Origin of the sequence: Streptomyces sp. B21-105, assembly GCF_036898465.1 — a bacterium.
Classification (GTDB): Bacteria; Actinomycetota; Actinomycetes; order Streptomycetales; family Streptomycetaceae; genus Streptomyces.
In genome coordinates, this window is sequence record NZ_JARUMJ010000001.1 from 1,062,660 (window position 1) to 1,084,857 (window position 22,198).

At 71.2% G+C, this 22,198-nt stretch carries 30 protein-coding genes and 2 pseudogenes; 30 read left to right on the top strand and 2 right to left on the bottom strand.

The annotated features are described in order from the left end of the window. Positions 1–33 precede the first annotated feature (33 nt). The 6 genes from QA802_RS04555 (at position 34) to QA802_RS04580 (ending at position 4,999) form a co-directional block, all read left to right on the top strand. Positions 34–813, top strand: a complete 780-nt coding sequence (locus tag QA802_RS04555; protein WP_334518285.1) for a hypothetical protein — start codon at positions 34–36, stop codon at positions 811–813. Then, a complete protein-coding gene (locus QA802_RS04560) occupies positions 797–1,768 on the top strand; it encodes a hypothetical protein (protein WP_334518287.1) in 972 nt (323 codons plus the stop codon). The genes QA802_RS04555 and QA802_RS04560 overlap by 17 nt, the downstream gene beginning before the upstream one ends. 158 nt (positions 1,769–1,926) lie before the next feature. After that, complete coding sequence (locus QA802_RS04565) at positions 1,927–2,436, top strand: hypothetical protein (protein WP_269648197.1); 510 nt, start codon at positions 1,927–1,929, stop codon at positions 2,434–2,436. A gap of 186 nt (positions 2,437–2,622) precedes the next feature. Continuing rightward, positions 2,623–3,519 (top strand): DUF8094 domain-containing protein, encoded by an 897-nt coding sequence (locus QA802_RS04570; RefSeq protein WP_503461615.1) that lies wholly within the window; start codon positions 2,623–2,625, stop codon positions 3,517–3,519. A 47-nt stretch (positions 3,520–3,566) separates the two neighbouring features. Next, complete coding sequence (locus tag QA802_RS04575; RefSeq protein WP_329407313.1) at positions 3,567–4,202, top strand: hypothetical protein; 636 nt, start codon at positions 3,567–3,569, stop codon at positions 4,200–4,202. A 47-nt stretch (positions 4,203–4,249) separates the two neighbouring features. Further along, positions 4,250–4,999: a glycosyltransferase gene (locus tag QA802_RS04580; protein ID WP_319320065.1), complete on the top strand. Its 750-nt coding sequence runs from the start codon at positions 4,250–4,252 to the stop codon at positions 4,997–4,999. Between the two features lie 83 nt (positions 5,000–5,082). Here QA802_RS04580 and QA802_RS04585 read toward each other — a convergent pair whose 3' ends face one another. Continuing rightward, positions 5,083–5,442 (bottom strand): hypothetical protein, encoded by a 360-nt coding sequence (locus QA802_RS04585; protein WP_319320060.1) that lies wholly within the window; start codon positions 5,440–5,442, stop codon positions 5,083–5,085. Between the two features lie 297 nt (positions 5,443–5,739). On the opposite strand from QA802_RS04585, the gene QA802_RS04590 reads away from it, so the two are divergent. The 21 genes and pseudogenes from QA802_RS04590 to QA802_RS04690 form a co-directional block, all read left to right on the top strand. Continuing rightward, positions 5,740–6,273: a hypothetical protein gene (locus QA802_RS04590; RefSeq protein WP_329407316.1), complete on the top strand. Its 534-nt coding sequence runs from the start codon at positions 5,740–5,742 to the stop codon at positions 6,271–6,273. A 276-nt stretch (positions 6,274–6,549) separates the two neighbouring features. Then, positions 6,550–7,002 carry a hypothetical protein gene (locus QA802_RS04595; RefSeq protein ID WP_319648467.1) on the top strand — a complete coding sequence of 151 codons (453 nt, stop codon included), beginning with the start codon at positions 6,550–6,552 and terminating at the stop codon, positions 7,000–7,002. Beyond that, positions 6,999–8,186 carry a hypothetical protein gene (locus QA802_RS04600; protein WP_334518291.1) on the top strand — a complete coding sequence of 396 codons (1,188 nt, stop codon included), beginning with the start codon at positions 6,999–7,001 and terminating at the stop codon, positions 8,184–8,186. Before QA802_RS04595 ends, QA802_RS04600 begins: the two co-directional genes overlap by 4 nt. An 18-nt stretch (positions 8,187–8,204) precedes the next feature. Further along, positions 8,205–8,936: an MFS transporter gene (locus QA802_RS04605; RefSeq protein WP_329407319.1), complete on the top strand. Its 732-nt coding sequence runs from the start codon at positions 8,205–8,207 to the stop codon at positions 8,934–8,936. Next, positions 8,933–9,508, top strand: a complete 576-nt coding sequence (locus QA802_RS04610) for a hypothetical protein (protein ID WP_329407321.1) — start codon at positions 8,933–8,935, stop codon at positions 9,506–9,508. Before QA802_RS04605 ends, QA802_RS04610 begins: the two co-directional genes overlap by 4 nt. Before the next feature lie 12 nt (positions 9,509–9,520). Beyond that, positions 9,521–10,015, top strand: a complete 495-nt coding sequence (locus QA802_RS04615) for a hypothetical protein (protein ID WP_334518293.1) — start codon at positions 9,521–9,523, stop codon at positions 10,013–10,015. 99 nt (positions 10,016–10,114) lie between these two features. Further along, positions 10,115–10,540 carry a hypothetical protein gene (locus QA802_RS04620; RefSeq protein WP_329407325.1) on the top strand — a complete coding sequence of 142 codons (426 nt, stop codon included), beginning with the start codon at positions 10,115–10,117 and terminating at the stop codon, positions 10,538–10,540. Continuing rightward, positions 10,537–11,382, top strand: coding sequence for a relaxase/mobilization nuclease (locus QA802_RS04625; RefSeq protein ID WP_329407326.1), 846 nt, complete (start codon positions 10,537–10,539; stop codon positions 11,380–11,382). The genes QA802_RS04620 and QA802_RS04625 overlap by 4 nt, the downstream gene beginning before the upstream one ends. A 13-nt stretch (positions 11,383–11,395) precedes the next feature. Beyond that, the gene (locus tag QA802_RS04630) at positions 11,396–12,091 is read left to right on the top strand and encodes a hypothetical protein (RefSeq protein ID WP_329407328.1); all 696 of its coding nucleotides are present in this window, start codon (positions 11,396–11,398) and stop codon (positions 12,089–12,091) included. Between the two features lie 22 nt (positions 12,092–12,113). Beyond that, positions 12,114–12,872, top strand: a complete 759-nt coding sequence (locus tag QA802_RS04635) for a hypothetical protein (RefSeq protein ID WP_334518296.1) — start codon at positions 12,114–12,116, stop codon at positions 12,870–12,872. Beyond that, complete coding sequence (locus QA802_RS04640) at positions 12,869–13,516, top strand: hypothetical protein (protein WP_329407331.1); 648 nt, start codon at positions 12,869–12,871, stop codon at positions 13,514–13,516. The genes QA802_RS04635 and QA802_RS04640 overlap by 4 nt, the downstream gene beginning before the upstream one ends. Positions 13,517–13,532: 16 nt before the next feature. Further along, the gene (locus QA802_RS04645) at positions 13,533–13,940 is read left to right on the top strand and encodes a hypothetical protein (RefSeq protein ID WP_319322155.1); all 408 of its coding nucleotides are present in this window, start codon (positions 13,533–13,535) and stop codon (positions 13,938–13,940) included. Positions 13,941–14,066: 126 nt separating this feature from the next. Continuing rightward, the gene (locus QA802_RS04650; RefSeq protein ID WP_329407334.1) at positions 14,067–14,192 is read left to right on the top strand and encodes a hypothetical protein; all 126 of its coding nucleotides are present in this window, start codon (positions 14,067–14,069) and stop codon (positions 14,190–14,192) included. A gap of 23 nt (positions 14,193–14,215) precedes the next feature. Then, the gene (locus QA802_RS04655) at positions 14,216–14,599 is read left to right on the top strand and encodes a hypothetical protein (RefSeq protein WP_329407336.1); all 384 of its coding nucleotides are present in this window, start codon (positions 14,216–14,218) and stop codon (positions 14,597–14,599) included. After that, positions 14,596–15,399: an SPDY domain-containing protein gene (locus QA802_RS04660; RefSeq protein ID WP_329407337.1), complete on the top strand. Its 804-nt coding sequence runs from the start codon at positions 14,596–14,598 to the stop codon at positions 15,397–15,399. Before QA802_RS04655 ends, QA802_RS04660 begins: the two co-directional genes overlap by 4 nt. Before the next feature lie 27 nt (positions 15,400–15,426). Further along, on the top strand, positions 15,427–15,783 hold the full coding sequence (locus tag QA802_RS04665; protein WP_102913825.1) for a hypothetical protein: 357 nt from the start codon (positions 15,427–15,429) through the stop codon (positions 15,781–15,783). Further along, entirely contained in the window at positions 15,774–16,592 is an 819-nt protein-coding gene (locus QA802_RS04670) for an SPDY domain-containing protein (protein WP_334518302.1), read from the top strand. The genes QA802_RS04665 and QA802_RS04670 overlap by 10 nt, the downstream gene beginning before the upstream one ends. A gap of 73 nt (positions 16,593–16,665) precedes the next feature. Further along, the gene (locus tag QA802_RS04675; protein ID WP_329407341.1) at positions 16,666–17,178 is read left to right on the top strand and encodes a hypothetical protein; all 513 of its coding nucleotides are present in this window, start codon (positions 16,666–16,668) and stop codon (positions 17,176–17,178) included. Beyond that, entirely contained in the window at positions 17,175–17,387 is a 213-nt protein-coding gene (locus QA802_RS04680) for a hypothetical protein (RefSeq protein WP_334518304.1), read from the top strand. The genes QA802_RS04675 and QA802_RS04680 overlap by 4 nt, the downstream gene beginning before the upstream one ends. Continuing rightward, positions 17,387–17,461 (top strand): annotated as a pseudogene (locus tag QA802_RS04685) (hypothetical protein); the annotation flags it as partial. The gene QA802_RS04680 and the pseudogene QA802_RS04685, both read left to right, overlap by 1 nt. A 149-nt stretch (positions 17,462–17,610) precedes the next feature. Further along, a pseudogene (locus QA802_RS04690) lies at positions 17,611–17,667 on the top strand (hypothetical protein); the annotation flags it as partial. 39 nt (positions 17,668–17,706) lie between these two features. Here QA802_RS04690 and QA802_RS04695 read toward each other — a convergent pair. After that, positions 17,707–17,859, bottom strand: coding sequence for a hypothetical protein (locus tag QA802_RS04695; RefSeq protein ID WP_329417640.1), 153 nt, complete (start codon positions 17,857–17,859; stop codon positions 17,707–17,709). Between the two features lie 111 nt (positions 17,860–17,970). Between QA802_RS04695 and QA802_RS04700 the strand changes: the two genes are divergently transcribed. The 3 genes from QA802_RS04700 to QA802_RS04710 are packed head-to-tail and all read left to right on the top strand — an operon-like array spanning position 17,971 to position 22,147. Beyond that, the gene (locus tag QA802_RS04700; RefSeq protein WP_329407343.1) at positions 17,971–19,761 is read left to right on the top strand and encodes a type IV secretory system conjugative DNA transfer family protein; all 1,791 of its coding nucleotides are present in this window, start codon (positions 17,971–17,973) and stop codon (positions 19,759–19,761) included. Beyond that, positions 19,758–21,029, top strand: coding sequence for a DNA cytosine methyltransferase (locus QA802_RS04705; RefSeq protein WP_329407344.1), 1,272 nt, complete (start codon positions 19,758–19,760; stop codon positions 21,027–21,029). Before QA802_RS04700 ends, QA802_RS04705 begins: the two co-directional genes overlap by 4 nt. Continuing rightward, positions 21,029–22,147, top strand: coding sequence for a DnaB-like helicase N-terminal domain-containing protein (locus QA802_RS04710; RefSeq protein WP_329407346.1), 1,119 nt, complete (start codon positions 21,029–21,031; stop codon positions 22,145–22,147). Before QA802_RS04705 ends, QA802_RS04710 begins: the two co-directional genes overlap by 1 nt. Positions 22,148–22,198 lie beyond the last annotated feature (51 nt).

Sequence of the window (22,198 nt, forward strand, 5' to 3'; positions counted from 1 at the left end):
GGCACTCCCTCGGGGCCTGAGATTCGGGCTGCGATGAGCGCCGGACGCATCGGCTGTATGACCACCCCGGCGCAAGGCAGTCGGATCCCCGAGGGTGCGCTGTATGCCTGTGACAACTCCAAGTTCGGCAGCGACGGCAAGGGCCGCTACTGGCCCGGAGCCCAAGCATGGTTCGCCTGGCTGCACCGGACCGTTGAACGGTACGGGCCGGATCGCTGCCTGTGGGCGCTCGCCCCGGACCAGCCGTTCGACGCCGTCGGCACCCTCACCGAGTCCCTGCCGTGGCTGGCCCGCATCCGCGAACTCGGCGTGCCCGCGGCCTACGCGGCCCAGGACGGCTGCGATACACCCGGGCTGCTGCCCTGGGACGACTTCGACGTCCTGTTCCTGGCCGGATCGACCGAGTGGAAACTCGGCCCCGTCGCCGAACGGCTGGCCCGCGAGGCGAAGGCCCGCGGCAAAGGCGTGCACATGGGCCGCGTCAACTCCCGGATCAGGCTGGGGATAGCCGAGTGGTTCGGCTGCGACAGCGCCGACGGCACCTACCTCGCGTTCGGGCCCGACAAGAACCTGCCCAAACTCCTGACCTGGCTCGACGAACTCGATGGCCGCCCCTCCCTCATCGGCGGCACACACCCCTTCGCCGCCCCCGACGCTCCGTCGACGACTCCGCCTCCGCGAGCAGACCTCCGACGACGTGTACCGCCAGGTCACGAGGCTGCCCTGAGATCGAAGAAATACCCGCCCACGGCGACAAGCGATGTAGCCCCCGCCCTCCCGACACCACGAGGTCCCCGTGCCAGAACCCGCTGAACAGTCGACGCCGCACCGGTCGCAGCAGCAGAACCTCGAACTGCGCAGTACCTCCGAGCCCCTCGAACTGCTCGACCACACCGGCCACGTCCCGGACGATGGCGGGTCACCGGCCGGAGCCTCATCGTCGGACATCAACTCCACTCGCACGAGCCTGGCGTTGCTCGACACTGACGGACCTGCAGACAAGCCCACGCCCGCCATTAGCCTCGGCGATCACGACCAGATCGGTGTCATCGCCCTCACCAGCAACGACGCCCCCGCTGCAGCCCACACCCTCCTTACCGACCACGGCTTCTGGCGCCCACGTGGCGTCTTCGGCTCCATCCTGATCCACGACAGGTACGACCACGACGTTCCGGCCCGCCTCACGCGGTTCCTCGCCGATGCCGACCGACAAGGCATCAGCGTGGAATACCACCTGCCCCGCATCTTCGCGGACGCCGGTTCTCCCGCTGCGGGCAAGCGCGTCGAAGACCTGTGGCGCGACAACCAGCAACGGGAGTACCGCCGTTCACAGCGTGAGGCCGTCCGCATCTCCACCTCCGGCAGCGATCTGGAGTCCCTCGCCCACGGCCTGTGTCACCGTCTGCCCGGCGAATGGGCTTCCTGCATCACCGACTTCGCCGATCCGGACAGCCAGCTCGACTTCTTCGACGACCTGTGGGACAACGCGTCTTTGGCCAGTGCCTGGATGCAATTCCGCGTTCCCCGCGCCGCGATCCTCACCGGCCCCAACCGCCTCGAGCTCGTCGTGATCGACCGCCCGCTGCACCGCGGGCAGGTTCTCGTCGGCGCGCTATCCCTGCACGGCATCACCCACGACTACTTCGGCGACGACAACGCCCCGCACGCGATCGCAGTCCCCGCCGAGGCAGTCCGCGCCGCGCACACGGTCTCCCGGCGGCTCCTGCCCCGCTACCGCCAGGCCGCCCGGCGCCTCAGGAAACCATGACCGCGTCCCGCACCGATCTGTCCGCCTCCGAGGGCCCACCGACCCGCCCGCCCACAGCAGCGCCCGGCATACAGCCGACGGCGAGCACGCCGTCCTCAGCACGGCGGTAGACGCCCCCACCCCTCCTGGAGTTCCCGCTGTCCGATCCTGACCAGCGGATGCTGCTGCACGACGTGGCCGACCGGCTCAACGCCGTGGCCGACCACCTCCCGCTCCCCGACCAGATCCAACCGGACCCGGCCCTGAGCGAGATCCTGGACGACGAAGTCCGCCACCTGGCCAGCCTGCTGACCTACCTCGTCGGCGAGAGCGCCTTCCGCCACCGGGCCGCCGCCCGCTACCCGACCCGCGTCACGGCCACCCATCGCCGCACCACGCTCGCGCTCGCCCAAGCGGCCGAGCCCACCAGTGCCGCGCTCGCCGCCCTCGGCTCGGCCGTGCACCACCTCGGCCTCCTCGCCGAACTCACCCACCAAGCACCTGGTCCTACCCGCACCCGGGCGATCGCCTCCACGTACCCGGGTCTCGTGGACCGGCTCGGTGAGAGCCGCACCTGCCTCGCCCGCGCCGCGAAGCAACTACGTGCCGCCGCCGATACACGGGCGGCACCGGCCGTGACCGCGCCGTCCCCGCCGACGGCATCCGCCACCGCATCCCGTACCCGCTAACCCGCTATTTCCCGGAGCCTCCTGATTCCCCTGCACACCTCCGCACGCCGCACCGCCCTCCTGCTCACCGCCGCATCCGTCGCGCTGACCGCGTCCGCCTGCGCCACTTCCGGCAGCCCGGACGCCGACACCACAGCCAGGGCCACCCGCAGCAGCGCCTCCCCCACCCCGACCGCCGAGCCGGCACTGACGAAGAAGGAGGCCCTCGCCCAGATCTCCCACTACTCCAAGATCAACAACGAGGCCAACACCGACCGCGACCGGCGCCTGCTCGACACGGTCGAGGACGGCCCGCTGTACGCGATGTCCATCTCGGAGTACACCGAGACCGAAGGGCTTCCCGCAGCGGACCGCAAGCCGTACAAGCCGTGGTCCTACGACTCGGCAAACGCGGAGCTGTACATCCCGCGCCTGGAAGCGGGGCAGGACCGCTGGTTCGCCGCCGCGCTCTCGGATCAGAAGGGCAAGGCACCCTCGCGTCTGGCGGTGTTCGCCGAACGCCCCCAGCACAAGGGCTGGGAGATGGTCTCCGTCGTCGACCTGGACAGCCAGAAGCTGCCGGACATCGCCCTTGACCGGGACGGGTACGCGACGGCCGTTCCCGCCGCCGGCAACAAGCGGCTGGCAGCGGACGCCGACCTGCTGCGCGCAGCCGTGCTCGACAACTTCGCCACCGGAGGCACGGACACCGGGACGAAGGTCTTCGCGACGACCAAGGCAAGCAAGCGGCAGATCGAGGTTCACGACAAGACCGGCACCCGCTACGGGAACCAGGGCACCACCGTCTTCGCCGGCGCCGCCAACCGCTACACGGACGCCTACGCCCTCAGGACCACCGACGGCGGCGCGTTGATCCTCTTCTCCCACACGCACATCCAGACCGACGCCGTCGCGCACTCCGGCCTGCAGATCAACCCCGGCAAGGACGACCGGGCCTGGCTCCACGACGTGCCCCGCACCTCCATCACGTACACGTTCGTGTGCAACGACGCCGCCATCGTCCCCGCGAAGGCCGCACCGTCCCGACTGATCGGTTATACCTGCGCCCACACCGACGCCTCCGGCCCCCCGGTCGCCTCCTGATCGGACCGCGTGTAAACGCCCCGCCCCTGACGGGCCGCACGCCCCTGATGGCCGCCCCCGTCCCCGCTTCCTTGCTCGATCCGGAGAACTCCCTGTCCACACGTTCCTTCATCGCCCGCCCCACCACCGGCACGGGATACAGCGGCATCCACGTCCAGCTCGACGGCGTACCCAGCCACCACCTGCCGCTGCTCCTGGCCGCCTACCAGTACAAGTTCGGACGCGACGTGGAAGCCATGTCCCGTCACCTCATCGACGACGTCGCCGTCGGCTGGGACGAGCTGGGCACCGATCTCCTCGACGGCGCCCCGCCCTCGCTCGTGGCCGCGCTGACCGGCGGCGAGCAGTGGCCCAGCCGCACCCTCGACCACCTGATCACCCCGGACGGCTCCCCGCCGCGGCGCATGTCGGTCACCGACGAGACCGCAGACGAGCAGGACATGCAGTGGGGGTACATCCTGCACAAGGAGGGCATCGAGGTGATCAGCCTCCTCCACGAGGACATCGGCCCGGTCGTGGACTGGGCCTTCGACCCGCGCACCCCCTTCAACGACCACCCGGCGGCCTGGTCCTCCCTCGACCCCGCACCGGTTATCCGGGCATCGCGCAGCACGCCGTCCCCGGGCGCTCCCGCTGCATCCCCGGCGAAGGCCCACGCCCCGCGTCCCGCCACGCGCCGCTAGTTCACTCTCGCTTCCCGGAGCCTCCCCTGCCCTCGCACGCCCTGCCCCTGATCACCGTCGTCATCGCCAGCCGCCTGCGCGAAGACCGGCTCGACTACCTGACCGCCATGCACGCCAGCCTCACCCGGCAGTCCGTGCCGTGGGAGGCCGTGATCGCGCTCGACGGTGCCTCGCCGGACCGCCTGCCCGACCCGCTCGCGCAGGACTCCCGCGTCCGCACGTTTGCTCTGCCTCGCCCGGTCGGCGCGGCCTGCGCCCGGAACCTGGCCCTCGCCCATGTCCGCACCCGGTACACCAACTGGGCAGATGACGATGATGAGTTCACCGACGACGCCATGTCCGTACGGCTGAACATCCTGGAATCGACGGGGGTCGGCTGGTGTGCGGGATGGAGCGAGGACCTGCACCCCGACGGCTCGACCACCCTGTGGCGCTGCCCCGCCCCGCCCGGCCGGCACGAGGCCGGCGACGTGTGGACGTACTGGAAGTCACCGGCGGACACCATCCCCATCGGGCCGACCACTATCCTCGCTCGCACCTACCTGGTGCGCGCCGCTCCGATGGGCGGGCTCGTCCAGGGCGAGGACTACTGCGCCGCCCTCGGCGTCACCAGCCTCGCCCCCGGGATCCTGCTTCCCCTGCCGGTCTACCGGTACCGCAAACACCCTGGCCAGATGACCCGCCAGGACGCCCATGACGTCCTGGAGCCGGAGGCTCGGCGGCATGCGTGGAACTACGGACGCAGCCTGCGAGCCGCCCTCCGCGCCCGGGAGACTCTAGGATCCGCGAATTCGTGAGCATTTCCGCGTGATCATGAGCACTGTCCGAGCAAATCCAGGTGATCATGAGCATTGGCAACGTTCAGTAGTTGCCACTTGCCTCAAGCCCGGATGTCAGCGCGGGCGCGGCCGACCTCCTCCTGGATGCGGTCGCGCAACCAGGGCGGCATGTCCACCGGGGCACCCTCTGCGTCAGTGAGATAGATGCAGAGTTGCCCACGCATCTCGTCCTGGCGCGGATGACCGAAAGCTTCGACGACCCGACGACCCACCTCATTGAGATCTTGGTGTGGAGCATCCACGTCCGACTGGTCATAGAACATGTGCAGGCCGGGAACACCGGGCAGGGGTCGAGTCACCTTCGGCCCCGCGTCCCCGACAATCCGGCTCTCGGCGTCCCAGTACCGGATGAAGCGCAGGTTGTACGCGCTAACGACGGCCACCATCGCCAGGTCGCTCATAGCCAATCTCCTGCCTCGCAAGGGAGTTTGGACTCTAGCCGCCGCGCCGACCTGCTGGGCCGAGAACGACGTGGTCCACCAGCGTCAAGGCCGACCCTGGTTACCGGAACCAACGTTCACCGCGGCCATTAGTACCTCACTCGCTGTTACCTATCCGAGCTAGGAGAACCACCGATTGCTCAATCTCCACCTACAGCGCCACTGCTCACTGCGTGCGGATTTCGATGTTTCCGCAAGAGCCCGTGCTCACGAAGTCGCGCTCCCTACAGAGACAAGCGCTGCGGCGGGGGTGATCTGATGTCTTCCTCCGTCACTCCGGCCACATTCGACTATCTGGCCAGGCGTCTGGAGGAACTGGCCTCCTCATTCCCCACCAGCCCCGACGCCGTCGACCTGGTCACGCTCACCGACGACATCGGCGTGCTGGCCCACCATCTGCAGCACACCATCGAACACGCCCAGGAACGGTTCACCACACCGCAGACGGTCTGCCTGCCCGAACGCGTCGCCCTGGTCCAGCTCGCCCGGGCCGCCGCCGGTATTACGCGAGGTCTGGACACACTCGCCGAAGCCCTGACCTACGCCACGACCGGCTTCCAGCGCGAGTCCGTGGAGGATCTCGCCCACTCGCCTCTGCGCAACGACCCCGAAGTCCTGCGGATCATGACGGCCGAGAAGTACGTGGCGGCCCGCGCACGCCTGCACCACACCGCCGCGGCCCTGCGCGCGACCTTCACCCCGGCACCGTCTGGGCCGTCCACACCGCGCACGACCGGCCCACGGACCCAGCCAGCTGCCGCCGCCCAGTCACGGCAGCCGAACCGCCACTGAACGACGCCAGCAGGCCCCGGGATGCCCCCGAACCCTCTTGCCGAGATCCGGCTCGCCTACAGCCGCGCCGCCGCCCTGGCAGCCATCGCCCACGGCGAGCAGTACCAGTGGGCCAACACCGCCTTGGACCAGGCCGGATTCACCGAACGGGACGACGGAAGCGACAGCACGCCCGGCCCTCCCCCGGCGGAGCCGCCCCCCTTGAGACCAGCCCGGCGTACCACGACCCATCCGCCGTCCCCCCGCCGCTGCCCAGCAGAAAGAAGGAATCCTTCTCTGTCCGACCACTTCCGCTTCCGTGCCCATCCCGAACACGGTTTCGTCGCCACCGCCGCACCGAGCTTCACCCCTCACCTTGCCGAGTGGTTCCTCGTCCGCGAGCAGTTCGAGCCCGTCCCCTTTTCGCCGGGCCTGTACCGGCTCACCGAGCCGGAACGCGATGGGCTGCGCCGTACCCGCCAGGCCGTCCATGACCTGCGCAGCCTCGGCTACAGCGTGCAGGCCGACATTCGCCCCGACCCGTCCCTCTCCGCCGGCCCACCACGCCCGGACCGGCCGAACGGGCTCCAGGAACGCCGTAGCCGTCTCGCCCAAGCCGCAGCCGGCCGAACGACGCAGCGCGCCACACCGCCCACCACTTCCCCGCCCTCAGCCCGACCGATCCCACCGAAGCCCACCTACGCACCGACCGTCCACCTGACGGCCTCGGGCAGTGGACGGTCCCGATGACGCCCGCGAGCAATCCGCCCCCAGACGACTCCGTCCCGGTGACACCGGAACTCACGGACAGTGCACGCAACTTCCGGCTGCGGATGGCGGTCATCGACCGCGAGAGCGAGGCCGCGCTCGACATGACATGCGACCGCTACGGTCGCACCGTCCACGCAGGCGCCGCGGCAGCCGCACGAGCCCACCGCAACAGGGCGGCGGTGGAGGCGTACACCACACACCTCGCCCCGCACGCCGACACTCTGCTCGACGCCGCCCGCCGTGCGCTCGACGAACTGCCACCCGCCCGGCACGTTGCCGGATGGCGGGCCGTGCTGGACGGCCTGGCCGCCTCCGCCGCCGAGATCCACCGGGCCCTCGACCGGCCGGACACCCCCGGCTCCCCGGCCGAACGCGCACAGCACTCCGCCCTGTGGCCGCACCTCGCGGCCTGGGCGGATCACAGCTTCATCGCCAGCGACCTCGCCGACCAGAACAAGCACCACCACAGGGCCCCGCTGACCGACGAGGAACAGCAGACGTGGTCGGAGAGGGCCCAGGCCGCGCAGAAGCGAGGCGAGCTGGAGCTGACCGAGTCGTGGTACGCCGCCGACGGGCAGCCGATCACCCTCGCCCACCTCATCGAGAACGATGACTCGACGCTGGTCGCGCTGCGAGGCGACCCGGACGCACCGGGCTGGCAGGTGATCGGGCACTACGCCCACGAATACGAGGCAGGGAAGGTACTACCTGCCCCGGTCCCGCCCGGTGTGCTGCGCGCGGACGTCTCCCGGTTCAACCGCCCGGCGCCCGTCCCGGAGGTGTCGCTGCAGGAACTCATCCGCGACGTCGTCGAAGGCCAGACCGCAGGAGACGCCTCCGAAGCTCTCCTCGGCACCGTCCAGCGCGGCTACACCCCGGGCCCGATGGTCCGTCTCCAGGAACTCCTGGAAACAAGCAGCCAGTTCGCCAGCGCGCTGGAGACCGTGCAGGGCCGCCAGATCGCCGCCCGCCTCTCGGCGCTGGGCCGGCAGATCGAGTTCCTCACCCGCGAAGTCGAGGAGGCGGCCGAGGACCTCGGCGCGACCGTCGCCGTCCTGCCGCCGCACCGCACCCCCGTGCTGCGCGTCCGCCCGCGTCCGGCCGTGGACACCGCACCACCCACGCCGCCGCCCCGCGCCAGCACGCCCGCCCGCCACCGCTAAGCACCGAGAAAGCACCCGTTGTCCCTGACCGCATCCCCGGCCCCGGCCCCGCGCATCTCCTACGGCGCGGTGCTGGGCAGCCCGTACGTCGCCCGCCTTCTCGGCGGCAGCCTCACCGGCCGACTTCCCAACGGCATGGCGCCCGTCGCCATCCTTCTGTTGGCCACCGCGAGTGGCAGCAGCATCGCCTTCGGCGGGCTGCTCAGCGCCCTGTACGGGCTGTCCTCCGCGCTGTCCCAGCCGGTCAAGGGACGCCTCATGGACCGCCACGGCCAGAGCGCGGTGCACCTTCCGGCAGCCCTGCTCAACTCGGCCCTCCTGGTGGCTCTGCCCCTGGCCGGACCGTACGGCGGACCGGGCCTCGCCACGGCCATCGTCGTCGTCGGCGGCCTGACCACGCCTCCCCTGGAGGCCGGACTCCGGGCGCTGTGGCCGAGCGTGCTGCCAGACCCCCGGCTGCGGCACGCCGCGCTCGCGCTCGACACCGGAACGCAGGGCCTGCTGTACATCGTCGGCCCCTGCTCTCCGCCGCGCTCGCCTCCGCGTACAACCCCGCCGTCGCGCTCGCCGTCACCGCAGCCCTCGGCCTGGCCGGCACCGCTGCGGTCGCCCTCGCTCCGCCGTCGCGACGCTGGCGACCCGAACCGTTCGTGGGGCAGGACGCGGCCCCCGCTCGGCAGTTGGCCACCCCTGCCGTGTTGCTGCTGTTCGTTTCCCTCACCGGCATCGGGTTCGCGATCGGAGCCATGAACGTGTGGTCCATCTCCATGGCCGAGCACCACCACCAGGACATGCTCTCGGGCATCATCCCCGCCGCGTTCTCCACCGGCGCCTTCCTCGGCGGCCTCATCTACGGAAGCCGCACCTGGACCGGCACCACCACCAGACGACTGATCATCGCCACAGCCGCGTTCCTGGCCGGGTGGCTCCCGATCCTTGCTCTTCCGGCCCCGTATGCGGCCACCGCCGCGGTCACCGTGCCCGGTGCGTTCCTGACCATCGTGGTCGCCTGCGCCTACGTCACCACCGACGCCTTCACCCCGGCAGGCCGCACCAGCGAGGCGTACGCGTGGCTGATCCTCGCGATCGGCGCCGGGCAGTCCGCCGGCACCGCCCTCGCCGGACGCCTCGCCGAGCAGCCTCTCGCCGGCGCTGCGCTCCCCGCCGCCGGCGCGGCCTTCGCTCTCAGCGTCCTTCTCGCCGCTCGCCGACGTCTCGGCCCCACCGGCCACATGCAGAGCGGCCGGCACCGCCGCCCGCTCCGAGGCCAGCACAAGACGCCCTTCTCCGGGCGCAACACCCCCACTTTCCAACCCTTTTGAGGAGATCCATTTATGGCCGTCCGTACCCATTGGACAGTGGAGCACGCGTGCTCCCACCAGGTGGTTCATGACCTGTCCGGCCGTCCTGCCGACAAGCGGGCAGGGTTCGCCCGCTGGCTCTCAGCCAAGGACTGCGCCGACTGCTGGAAGGCAACGCGCGACGCCGACACCGAGTCCAAGGAGTGGCTCGCGGCCAAGCGCGCCGCTGAGCAGGAGGCTGCCGTCGCGTGGGCGAAGCAGTTCGACATGCCGCAGTTGGAAGGCCCGGCCAAGGCCCTGGACTGGGGCGAGCGCTCCCGCCACCAGCTGATGACGGCCGCGCACACCGCGCTTGTCATGGAGGGGAGTTGGGACGAGGCTGACTGGGCGGAGCTGGAGGAGAAGGCCCGCGCCATCACCGCCGCCGGATGGTGGATCGACCAGCGCGACGCCGAGGGCACTGACCTGCTCGAACTTCTCGACGCTGCAGGCGAGAACGACCGCGGTACGGAGAACCCGTTCCACTGACGGCGGGGGAACATAGCCGGGAAACGCCGGTTAGCCAAACCGGCGTTCCTCCGGACCATTGTTCCTCCCACCCCGCCACCGATTGCGTGGAAGGAACCCATGTCCCAGCCCCCGCCCACGTCGGCCTTCGCGCCTACGCCCGACCCGCTCACCCCCGCCCGGGACATCACGCACCAGCACTTCCAGGCCGGTGACACCGTCGTCGTCCTGAAGGGGGTGGCCGGCGGGGAACTGTGGGGCGACGCGATGCGCATCGTTGCCCCGTCCTGGCACACCCCGACCGACGAGAACGGGTGGCGGCTGCGTGATGCGACCGGCGGCGCCCAGTCCTACGTCACCGGCCACCCCCGCTACCTCGTACACCTCTCGCGCCGCTGCCCGGACTGCCTGATCTACCTGCGGGCCATGGAAGACGCCCTCCTGCCGCGGTACGCCGACCGCAACGAGCTGATCGACTGCGGCTGGTACACCACCACCGCCCTCAACCAGTTGGTGCACATCGCCGACGTTCGGGGCGGCCGGTGATTCCCCGCCTGCACGAGCGGACCCACACGCCGCACGGCCCGCTCGCCGAGGCGCTGGGGCGGCCGGTCTCGCCTCACGAGGGCCTAACGGAATACACGATCGTCGCCCACTGTCCGGGCCTGGATTACTTCACCCTGGACGACGAGCAGAGGATCTGGACGTCCGTCCAGTGGGCCGAGCACCTCGAAGACCCGTATCTGGAGCATCCGTTCGCCGCCAGCCCGGACGACGACCGGCGGGCGATCCTCCACCTTGACATCCGGCTTCACCCGGACGACCGGGAGCTGACCGGCCCCGAGTGGGCTGAAATCGCTCACCGGCTCGCGCGGGCCGCCGACATCGAGATTCCCGGCAAGGAGCGCGGCTGCCGGTGGATTGCCGTTCAGGCGCAGCCCGGACGCCTCGATTTGATCGCCAATCTGATCAGCCTCGACGGCGCGTGGCACGCACCGCCCGCCGACATCCTGCGGCGCCTTGCGGACGAGGCGCGCCGCATCGAGCAGGACCTCCGCCTGATTCCCGTGCGCTCCGTCCCCACAGCGCGGCCCGCCCTCCGGCCGGCGCCCACGGCATCGGCCCAGCTCGCGAGCGTCCTCACGCAGCTCGCCGACGAGCAAGTCGGTCCGCTGGCCACGGTCCGCGGACTCATCGAGCACACCGCGCACCGAGTCGCACGCCAGCCCGGCGCCGCCGGCACCGACACGGCGCACCGCCTGGAGCTGATCGCCCGCCGCCTCCACGCCATCCAGCAGGACCTGGACACCACCGCGGCCCACCTGGTCCAGCACCGGGTCGCCGCCGCACCACCCGCCGCCCGGTACACCGCCCACCGATCGCCGTAGGAGAAACGTCTCCTTGCCCCGTACCGACCGCTTCCTGGACATTCGCCGTGACCCGCACTCCGCCGAACTCCTCGCCCGCGGCGGCGACTCCGAGGCGCACAGCGTCCTGCAGCGCGCGGGTTTCATCGCCGTTGCCCGCGTCCACGAGACCTACCACCGCGCCCCCACCGGCCTCGCCGAGGACGGCGAGTCCGATCTCGCCATCGACGCCGTCGCCCGCCTCCGGGCCGCCGGGTACCACGTCGACTGCGACGAGGACTTCGACACTGACTACCGGCCGGCCAGTTACCTCCCGCTGGGCTCCTCCGTAGCCCACATCGCCGAGCGCATACGCGAAGCCACCACCACGGAAGAGGCGGCCGACGCCCTGACCGAGCTGACCGCAGCCCACGACGGCATCCTCGCCGCGCTGGAGGAAGTACTCATCGCCACCGCCGCTTTCCACGACGGGCTCGGCCAGGCGGCCGACCCCTACATCGCACGGCGGTTGCGCTACCTCGTCGACGAGCACCTGCACGTCATCCGCACCGACGTCGCCCACACCCGCAACGCCCTCGCCGACCGGCACGCCCCGCACCCGGGCCGCAGCACCTGCAGCGGGGAGGTCTCCGCCCCCGAACGCGAACGCTCCGCCGTGTGCGCCTGCCCGCCCCCGCCGCGCACGCTCCCGGTCCCGCCGCCCCCCGTGGCCGCCGGACTGCGCCGCTGACCCTACTTCGCCCAAGGACACCATGCACGACTACGACACCTCCGAGCGCCTCGCCTCGTACGCCGACGTCCTCGCCGGCGAACTCCCCGACACCTGGACCAGCACTCATTTCCCGCCGGAGGCCAAGGACGACCTCGCCGAACTGGCCGACCGCATCTGGGACTTGGACCTGGTCGCCGCGTCCCTCGCCGAGCACCCGCTGCGGCAGGCAGCCGTCCTGAGCCGCCCCGACGGTGCCCAGCTCGTCCTTCTGGAAAGGCACGACGAACGCGACGGATTCCTCATCGCCGCCGTCGCCCCCCGCGCCCTGCCCGACGAGGCGTACCGCGGCGTCCCCGAGCCCAACGGCATCGCCCTGGCGGACGACCCGTTCCTGAGTGCGGAGCAGATAGCCGGCGGCTTGCTCGCCCGCTACGACAGCGCGCTCGCCCAGGTCCGGCACAACGCCCTGGGCGGCATCCAGCCCTCCCAGCCGGACCGGGTCGTCCTGACCTGGCAGCCGGACGGCAGCGTCGCCACTGCCCCCGCCGACGACCGTGCCGGCGCGATCCTCGTCGCCCACGGCTTCGTCCAGGACCCGCAGAGCGGCATCTACCGCCTCAACAACGACGACACCAGAGCGCAGGCGCGCGCCCTGCGCGAGATCGGCCCGCAACTCGACGCACTCGGCATCGGCACCGCCCTCCAGCACCCCGCAGGCCGGACCGCGCCCACCTCCGCCCCAGCCTCCATGCCGCCCTCCCCGGCCGGCAGTCGTGCGCCGGCCACCAGGGCTCGATGAAGCAGAGGGAGCCCGAGTTCTGGGTGCTGGAGTACATCACCATCACCAAGGACCCCCGCACCGGCCTGGTCGTCGCCATCGGCGGCACCGAGAAGGCGGCTTACATTCTCCAGCGAACCGGCGGCTTCCTCTCCGCTCCCGGACCGAGCGGGGACTACCACCGGCTTCCCCACGGCCTGCCCGTCGAGCACCAGCGCCTGAAGGCGACCGCTGCCTCGCACGCCCTGCTTGCCGCCGGTCACAGCGTCCACCTCGACCCCGCCCTGAACGCGCTGGCCACACCGGACAGCGAACACAACGCGGCCCTGCGCTTCCTCACCCAGCTCGCCGAGCGGGCCTCTGCCGCCAAGACCAGCAGTGCGGTGGCCGAGGTGCTGACCGAGATCGCCGCCCCGGTCAACGGGCTGCTGCCCCTTACCAGGGAAGTGGTCGTCCGGGCCTGGATCGCCGCCAGTGCCCTCCAGGGGGCTGCCCCCGGCGAGGAACCCGAACCCCTCGCTCGGCTTAGGGACACCGCGAACTCCATGAGCCAGGCCGCGTGCGTGATCCTCCACGCCCGCAACCACGCCGCATGCGCTCCGCAACCGGCGGCCCTCACACCGCCGCCGAGCTCTGCCCACCCCCCGGCCTCCCGCCACCGTTGATCCCAGAGGGAAACACATGGCCAACCTGGCCGACGAGTACGGCACGGACGTCGAGATCTACATCAAGGCCCTGACGACCACCCTCCACGCCGACACCCCCACCGGCGCCCCCGCCCAGCTCCATGACCTGCTGGAGCAGCTCGGCCTCGAACGCCACGAATACCCCACGGGCGCGCCGCTGTACATCTGGCACACGGTGCCCGAACACCTCGGTGCCGACGAGCAGAAACGCCTGGCGACCCGCGCCATCCCCGCCCTGCTCCTGGCCGGGTACGACGTCAACTGCACGCCCGACGTCTTCGAGGAAGCCACCTACCGGCAGGCCGTGCACGACATACGTACCCGCGCGGCCCGCCCTGCCGCACAGCACCCGGCACCGGCCGGCTCCCCCTCGCGCCCCGCACAGGCCCGGCGCGCCCCGTAAAACCCCTGGGCGGCCCCGGCACCTCGCCGGGGCCACCCACCGCACCGCTCGATCCCGGAGAAACCCGTAGCAGCCCGCACACCCCCACCCATCAGCAACCGGCTCCAACCCCGACTCGCGACAGCCTTGTTCCGCCGCTACCTGCGCGCCTGCATCCCGACCGGCCCCGACCGCACCACCCCGCTGGCCGGCGCCCGTCCGGAGGCCGTCCTCGCCGAGACCCAGCGCGTCGGCCACCGGCACCACCACTGACCGCACCCCCGCCCCGGAGGAGCATGTCCCACCCCGCCCCCTACCCAGTGAGACTGGCCGACGAGATCACCCGCCAGCTCGGCCAGCTCGCCGACCACCTCTCTCAACTTCCCCCTCCCCAGGCCGCGCAGGTCATCGCCCGCGTCCTCGACCCCGACACCGGAGTCCTCGGCGGCATCACCCACCTCGTCGCCACCGGCAGCGTGTTCGCCAAGGACCAGGCCGAACGAGGCACCATCCCCGCAGAGGTGTGGCTCGCCCTGGGCCGCGCCTCGAACGAACTGCACGACATCACCCTCGACCTGGACGAACACAAGGACACCCTGCAGCACGTCGGCACCCAGCCCGCCACCACCGCGGCGAAGCTCCCGGCCCCCGCACCGCTCGTCGTCCGGCGCCGCCGGTGAAGAAGAAGCAGTGGCAGGGCTGGGGACCCGACGAGCAGGCCGAACAGCACTACCTCATCCAGCCCCGCGCCCTGGCTGGCGGCGGCGACGTCCGGCACGTCTCTGAGTTCCTGCGCGCCTCCGGCTGGCGGGACAGGTCCAAGACGGGCGGCCCCCTGCACATGGAGAGCCCGGATCGCACCGTCCGCATCGCCTACGACCCCTACGTCCTCCCCGGCGGGTGGACCATCCACGGCAGAGCCGAGGGAGCGAACGGCGAGTGGTCCGCCCACCTGGGCCAGCAAACGCCGGTGGAGATCGTCGCCGGCCTGACCGATGCCCTCACCCGCCCCCGCTCCGCCCATGCCCCTAACGTCTGGGCCCCTCTGCAGGAGCAGAGATGGCACACGCGGTTCGAGGGCCAGGACTACATGGCGACGAGCCCCGACTGCACCGCGTGGGTGCAGTACCGGCAGAGCCCCGACGGGGCGGCGATGTGGTGGACCGGAGCGCAGGACAAGCAGGGCAACGGCTGGACGGCCAACTTCACGCCGAACACCCCGATGCACCTGGTGCAAGCCTTCTCCACCGAACTCGCCAGCCCAGACCCCGTGATGCGCCCACTCGGACGCGTGCCGATGAGCACGCAGATCCGTACCTGGTCGGTGTCCGTGAAGCCCTCCCAGCTCAGTGCGTGGCAGCAGGCCCGCATCACTGCCGCCCATGCCGCCACCTGGACCCGCAACAGCGCCCGCAGCACCAGGCCGCGCACCAGCGCCCGCCCCTACACCCCGGCCGGCGGCACACGCACCCGCCGCTGATCGCAATAGCCCGCCCCGAGGAGCCCGATGCCCGCACTCACCCCGGACACCATCCGTACCCTGACCGAAACGCTCGCGGACCTCACCGACTACCTGCGCGAGAACCCCGACCCCGCAGAAGCCCTCGCCCTCGTCGAGCCCCTCCTCGACGAGTACACGGGCCTACCCGTCCAGTTCGCCGACACGCTGCGCGCCCTCGCCCGCGCCGTTCAGGAGAGCCCTGACGCGCCGCGCACGGCGCAGGGCGACCTGCTGATCACCGAGCTGCGCACGGCCGCGTGGGAACTGGCCGACCAGCACACCCTCCACTACGTGCTGGACGACCTCCGTGACCTGTACGGCAGTTCGCCGACGAGCGAGCAGGGGTGCTGCTGGTGCCGCTGAGCGAACGGCAGCTCGCCGCCTTCGCCGACAAGCACGCCGTGCAGATCCCGTACGACACCAGCCCCCGCCACCTCGCCGGCCCCGGAGACGCCCGCCACGTCACCCACGGCCTGGCCGCCGCCGGATGGAACGCCGTCTCCGACCCCCTGAGCGCCGAGATCATCCTGGCAAGCCCTGACCTTCGCCACCGGCTCCAGTTCGACCTGCAGTCCCGCACCTCGGCGTGGTGGCGGCTACGGGCGGAGCCCGTCGGCACCGAGCCCGGCTGGTACGCCGAGTTCGGCGAACTCGTGCCCGCCGAGGTCCTCGCCGCCTTCACCGACGCCCTCACCGCCCCGCCGCCACAGCAGCCGGACCCGTGGCAGCAGGTGACCTCGGCAGGATGGCACCACGAGCCAGACGGCGCGCGCTCGCCGGACTCCATGTGCCACATCGAACTGCGGCCGTTGAGCGAATTCCACGACCGGTCGTCCTGGCACATCGAGACCCGCGAGCCCGGCCACGGGGAGTTTTCCGGCCCGCGCATCTGGCACGCCTACCTCGACGAGCACACCCCCGCTCACCTGGTCAGCGCGTTCCTCACCGCGCTGACCGACCGCAGCCCGCTCCAGCGCGGCATGTTCGAACGCACCGGCCACTACAGCGCCGTACAGGAGCCCAGCCCGCTGCGCCCGCAGAAGGTGGTCGACGCCCACGCCACGCGCATCAAGCATCTGCGCGCCCAGGCACGCTCAGCCCGCCGCCAACAGACGAAACCCGCGACGATCCCGGCGCGCGCCAGTACCACGCAGCCAGCCGCTCGCCGCTGACCTGACAGGACACCTCCCCATCTCCCGAGACCACCACGCACACCGCGACTTCCTGCGCCACCTCGACCACTACGTGCGGGACAGCCAGAAGATCCTGGACGCCTGGGACGCCTACTCCGACGAGCACACCAGCCTCGACGGCTGGCCCTACGACGACCACGCCTACGGCATGCGCAAGAGCCAGCGCGATGCCGACACTGCCGAGGCGTTCGAGCCGCTCCGCTACGGCGCCCGGCACCTGCTGGCGACCGCCGAGACACAGCTGACCCAACTGCCGGAGAACACGGTGCAGAGCCGCTGGGTATACCAGCTGGGCGTCCTGCACACGGCCCTCGACCGTCTCGACGAACTGCACGAGCAATGGCTGCTCACCCGCGAGGCCCTGCCCGCCACCGCCAAGCCCGGCACCGCCGAATTCGACGACGCCCTCGCCGAACATCACGCCGAATCCTGGAGCTACCTCGACGACTGGGCCACCCACGGCAAAGCCCTCCGGGAGATCAACACCGCAGCCCGCAAGGCCCCTTCATCCCTGGTTCCCATGCCTGCCCTCGCACCCGTGCGACGAACCGCGGCACGGAAGTGACTAGGGCCCCGACTCCCGAGACCGTCGAGGTCGACTTCATCACGCCGCGCCGCCTCGCCGGCGGCGGTGACCCCACCTGGATCACCGTTCCCCTCCACCCTGCCTGCGGATGGAGCCACGGCAACGACCCCCTGGTGCCACGCGTCCTGCTCTCCACCCCCGACCAGAAGGCCCTCCTGCGCCTGGAGCCCGACCCCGACGACCAGTAGTGATCCTGCACCACGTCGCCGAGCCGGACCGGCCCGCCTGGTACGCCAGCTTCGGCGCCCGCACGGCCGTCAAACTGATCGCCGCCTTCACCGACGCCCTCACCGACCCGGCCCCAGCCGCTGACGCGCCTTGCGACCCGTACGGAGCGCTCCGGCAGGCCAGCTGGTCACCGTACGGTGACAACGGCCTTGCTTCCCCAACAAAACGGCGTACGTCGAGCGGCTGGGAACACCGGCTGATCCGGAAGCCTGGTTCGTCACGGTCACCCTCGGCATGCACCAGACGGTCTGGCAGGCCCGCTTCGGTGCGCACACTCCGTCACACCTTGTCGCCGCGCTCGGCGATCCGAAGCCCGTGCACCGCACCGACAGCGGGCGCAGTCTGCCGACCCTCGATCCGAACGTCGTCATCCGCCGGACGACCGACGTGCTCGCCGTGTACGTCGCCGGCGCGCTGGAAGACCGCGTTCACTCCCTCCCGCCCGACACACCACCACGCCGACGGCCTCGATCCCTTCACGGCCAGTGCCGCCCAGGCACGGCCGCAGCCGACCCTCCCTCCCCGCCCGGAAGCACATAGCCCTTGCCCCCTTCCTCCTCCAGCAGCAACACCGACGGATACGACCTCGTCCTGCGCCTCCTCCTCGGGGTGCTCGCCGTCGTCGTCCCCCTGTCCCACCTGGCCTGGCTGTCCGGCAACATCACCGCCTACCTCACCGGCACTAGCTGGGCCCCCTACCAGCCGACCAACGCCCTGCTCCACCCCGAGCAGGTCTGGTCCGACGCAGGAGAAACGTCCCTGCTGATCGGTGCCCGCATCGTCCCCGTTCTCCTGCTGCTCGCTCTCGGGGCAGGGGCTGGCGTCCTGTGGGCCCGGCACAACAACCGAAGCGGCAGCCGGAAGAAGATCACCGACATGGCCAAGGCCCGGGACATCGAGCCGCTGATGGCCAAGGCGATCACCGACAAAGCCCGCTCCCTGCGCCCCAGCCTGAAGGACAGCAAGCACATCGACGCGAAGGACACCGGCATCCTTCTCGGCAACCTGCAGGGCAGCCGCCACGAGGTACGGATGGGGTTCGAGGACGTCGCCGTCGCGATCATGGCGCCCCGGTCCGGCAAGACCACCTCGCTCGCCATCCCGTCCATGCTCGGCGCACCCGGCCCGGTCCTGCTGACGTCGAACAAGGCCGCCGGCGACGCCTTCACCACCGCCTACGAGGCAAGGGCCCGGGTGGGGGCGGTGTGGACCATGGATCCACAGCAGATCGCGCATGCCGCCCGCGAGATGTGGTGGAACCCTCTCGCCAGCGCGACCACCTTGGACGGGGCGAACCGTCTGGCCGGACACTTCCTCGCGGCCTCGGTGGACGCCTCCCAGCAGGGCGACTTCTGGTCGAAAGCCGGCAGCAACATCTTGTCCCAGCTGCTCTTGGCCGCGGCGCTCGACGAGCGGCCCATCACCGACATCATGCAGTGGCTCGCCTTCCCCGCCGACCGCACTCCGCTGGACATCCTGCGCGACCACGACTTCGCCGCCGTCGCCGCTCAGCTCAAGGGCACCGTCGAAGGCCCCCCGGAAACGAGGGACGGTATCTACGAGACAGCCCGGCAGTACGCCTCCGCGCTCCTGAACGCGGAAATCGCCGCGTGGGTGACGCCACAGAGGGACGTTCCGGAATTCCGGCCGGAGCAGTTCGTCACGTCCACCGACACGCTGTTCCTACTCAGCAAGGACGGTGGCGGCGGAGCCTCGGCGCTGATCGCCGCGTGCGCGGACTCGGTGATGCGGGCCGCGACCGCGCAGGCCGAACGTGCAGGCGGGCGCCTGGATCCGCCCATGCTGGCGATCCTCGACGAGGCCGCCAACGTGTGCAAGATCAGCGACTTGCCGGACCTGTACTCCCACCTCGGCAGCCGCGGGATCATCCCGATCACGATCCTCCAGTCCTACCGCCAAGGCCAGAAGGTCTGGGGAGACGCGGGCATGGACGCCATGTGGTCCGCCTCGACTGTCAAGGTGATCGGCAGCGGTATTGACGACCCGGACTTCGCAGACAAGCTCAGCCGCCTGATCGGCGACCACGACGTGGAGACCACGTCCACCTCGCACTCGGAGTCCGGCAAGAGCACGTCAGTGTCGATGCGGCAGGAACGGATCCTGCCCGCCGACGCGATCCGCGCCCTGCCCAAGGGCACCGCGCTCTGCTTCGCCACCGGCATGCGCGCCGCCATGCTCGACCTCCGGCCGTGGTATCGGGAGCCCGGCGCGGAGGAACTGTCCGCGGCGTCCGCCCGCGCATCGCAAGCGATCACCGCCCGCGCCGTCGCGAAGCACGCGCCGACACAGTCCGACTTCGGGCTGGCCACGTGATACTCGACCTCTTCGCGGGGCCGGGCGGCTGGAGCAGGGCGCTGCACGTCTTCGGCGTGCGCGACATCGGGCTGGAATGGGACGAGTGGGCGTGCAAGACCCGGGCCGCGGCTGGGCAGTTGACCATCCGCACCGACGTGGCAAGGTATCCGACCTGGCCCTTCATCGGCCGCACACGCGGAATGATCGCTTCCCCTCCGTGCCAGGCGTGGAGCATGGCCGGCAAACGCCTCGGCCTGCTCGACCAGCCGCTGGTGTACGCGGCGGTCGCGGACCTGGCCGCCGGACGCGACTCCCGCGAACGCCTCCTCGCCGCATGCCGTGACGAGCGCTCCCTGCTCGCAGCCGAGCCGATGCGCTATCTGTACGCCCTGAACACGGTCGGCGAGCCCGACTGGGTCGCCATGGAGGAAGTGCCTCACGTCCTGCCCTTGTGGAAGCAGTACGCGGCCGTCCTGCGCGAGTGGGGGTTCTCCGTCTGGTACGGGATCCTCAACGCGGCCGACTTCGGCGTCCCGCAGACCAGGAAGCGGGCGATACTCCTGGCCTCCCGCGTCCGTACGGTGCAGCCTCCTACCCCCACGCACTCCCAACTGGCCGAACCGGAGTCGCTGTTCGGTCCCGGCCGCGCCCGCTGGGTCAGCATGGCCGAGGCTCTGGGATGGGGCGCGACCGACCGGCCCGTCCCCACCGTCTGCGCGGGCGGTGGACCCGGCGGCGGACCCGAACCGTTCCCGTCGGGCTCCCGCAAGACACTGTCCGACGCCCGCGAGCGCGGCACCTGGATGCCCCGGCCGGACGGAGTGGTCCTGCAGTCCCGCCGCGAAGGCGCCGGATGGGCGGCCCGGCACGGCACACGCGAGAACCGAGCCGCCGACGCTCCGGCGCCGACGTTCACCGCCGAGGCGCACCGCTGGTCCTGGTCCCTGCGCAGCAACAACCAGGCAAACGCCACTGTCCGTCCACTGTCCGAGCCGGCTGGCACGCTGTTCTTCGGGCACCGCGCGAACGAGTGCACTTGGATCGCCGAGCCCGCCTCACCGCCGGCCGAAGAAGCCGATGCGCCCACCGTTCCCGAGCCGATCCGGATCACCGCCCGCGAGGCCGGCCTCCTGCAGACCTTCCCCGCCGACTACCCCTGGGCTGGCAACAAGGGCCAGCAGTTCTCCCAGATCGGCAACGCCGTTCCCCCGCTGCTCGCCGGCCACCTCCTCGCCCCGCACCTCGGCGTCACCCTCGACCCCGACGACTTCACCCTCGCCGCCTGATGCCTCACGCCCCCGAACCCGACGAAGACGACCTCGACGCCATCGCACCGCCCCAGCCTGTGTTCCACGTCGAGCAGGCCCTGCTCGGGGCCCTCCTCCTCGACCCGTACCGCCTGTACGACGTGAGCGGCATCGCCGCCGACTCGTTCTCCACCGCCGCGCACGCTGCCCTGTACGCCGCGATCAGCACCCTGCCACTGCCCGACCCTGCCGAGCACGCAAAGAACACCAAGTGGCTCGACCGCGTGCTCGCCACGGGACGCGAGCAGGCTCGCGGGCTGACCGCCTCGTACCTGCACACCCTCGTTCAGGTCTGTCCCTGGTCCCGCCACGCGCCTGCCTACGCGCGGATGGTCGAGGCCGAACATGCCCGCCGCCGTCTGCAGACGGCCGCCGAACGCCTCGTCCAGACCGCCCGCGACGTCTCCCTCCCGCACCCCGTCCAGGCGGTGCTCGCCGAGGCCGACGCGCTCGCCGCGGTCGTGGACGACATCGCAGCCCGCTTCCCGCCCCGCGCAGGCGTACTGCCCCGCACCGCGGCACCATCGCCGCCCGTCGCGCCCGACTACACGGAGGCGGTCGAGGAGGAGCAGATGCTGCTCGCGACCGCCACCGCCAACCCCGCCGACATCGAGTCCGTCCGGTGGCTACTACCCGACGACCTCACCCTGCCCTTGCACGCCGGCCTGTGGCAGTGCCTGACCGCCCTGGCGCGCCGCCGCGAGCCCGTCGACCCCGTCACCGTCCTGTGGGAGGCCCAACAGCGCGGCCTGCTCGACGACGGAAGCGAACCGGGCGACGTGCTCCACCTGCTGGCCGAACCGGCCGGTTCCGTGGAGCACTGGAGCGAGCGCGCACTGCAGCGCTCCCTCCTGGCCACCGCCGATCGCACCGGTCGGCGCATCGAGGCGTACGCCGGCGACACGGCGAACACCCCGTTCCAGCTCGTCGTCGGCGCCCGCCGCTCCCTCGCCGACATCGGCGCCGTCCGCACCCGCTGGCAGCACGCCACCGGAACGGTCCCGACGCCGCAACCGCGACCGGCGCCCACAACCCGTGCCGGCCCGCCAACAACGACGGCCGCGTACACCGGCCGCGCCACGCGAGCAACCCGATAGCACCCCGCACACGCCGGTGGCCGGACCCGAAGGCCCGGCCACCGGTAGAAG

Excerpts from the sequence above, each read along its gene's own strand:
- QA802_RS04555 (WP_334518285.1), top strand. The coding sequence starts at position 34 with ATGAGCGCCGGACGCATCGGCTGTATGACCACCCCGGCGCAAGGCAGT.
- QA802_RS04575 (WP_329407313.1), top strand. The coding sequence starts at position 3,567 with ATGGCCGCCCCCGTCCCCGCTTCCTTGCTCGATCCGGAGAACTCCCTG.
- QA802_RS04600 (WP_334518291.1), top strand. The coding sequence starts at position 6,999 with ATGACGCCCGCGAGCAATCCGCCCCCAGACGACTCCGTCCCGGTGACA.
- QA802_RS04640 (WP_329407331.1), top strand. The coding sequence starts at position 12,869 with ATGAAGCAGAGGGAGCCCGAGTTCTGGGTGCTGGAGTACATCACCATC.
- QA802_RS04665 (WP_102913825.1), top strand. The coding sequence starts at position 15,427 with ATGCCCGCACTCACCCCGGACACCATCCGTACCCTGACCGAAACGCTC.
- QA802_RS04610 (WP_329407321.1), top strand. The coding sequence starts at position 8,933 with ATGAACGTGTGGTCCATCTCCATGGCCGAGCACCACCACCAGGACATG.
- QA802_RS04655 (WP_329407336.1), top strand. The coding sequence starts at position 14,216 with ATGTCCCACCCCGCCCCCTACCCAGTGAGACTGGCCGACGAGATCACC.
- QA802_RS04635 (WP_334518296.1), top strand. The coding sequence starts at position 12,114 with ATGCACGACTACGACACCTCCGAGCGCCTCGCCTCGTACGCCGACGTC.
- QA802_RS04590 (WP_329407316.1), top strand. The coding sequence starts at position 5,740 with ATGTCTTCCTCCGTCACTCCGGCCACATTCGACTATCTGGCCAGGCGT.
- QA802_RS04710 (WP_329407346.1), top strand. The coding sequence starts at position 21,029 with ATGCCTCACGCCCCCGAACCCGACGAAGACGACCTCGACGCCATCGCA.
- QA802_RS04645 (WP_319322155.1), top strand. The coding sequence starts at position 13,533 with ATGGCCAACCTGGCCGACGAGTACGGCACGGACGTCGAGATCTACATC.
- QA802_RS04585 (WP_319320060.1), bottom strand. The coding sequence starts at position 5,442 with ATGAGCGACCTGGCGATGGTGGCCGTCGTTAGCGCGTACAACCTGCGC.
- QA802_RS04620 (WP_329407325.1), top strand. The coding sequence starts at position 10,115 with ATGTCCCAGCCCCCGCCCACGTCGGCCTTCGCGCCTACGCCCGACCCG.
- QA802_RS04615 (WP_334518293.1), top strand. The coding sequence starts at position 9,521 with ATGGCCGTCCGTACCCATTGGACAGTGGAGCACGCGTGCTCCCACCAG.
- QA802_RS04565 (WP_269648197.1), top strand. The coding sequence starts at position 1,927 with ATGCTGCTGCACGACGTGGCCGACCGGCTCAACGCCGTGGCCGACCAC.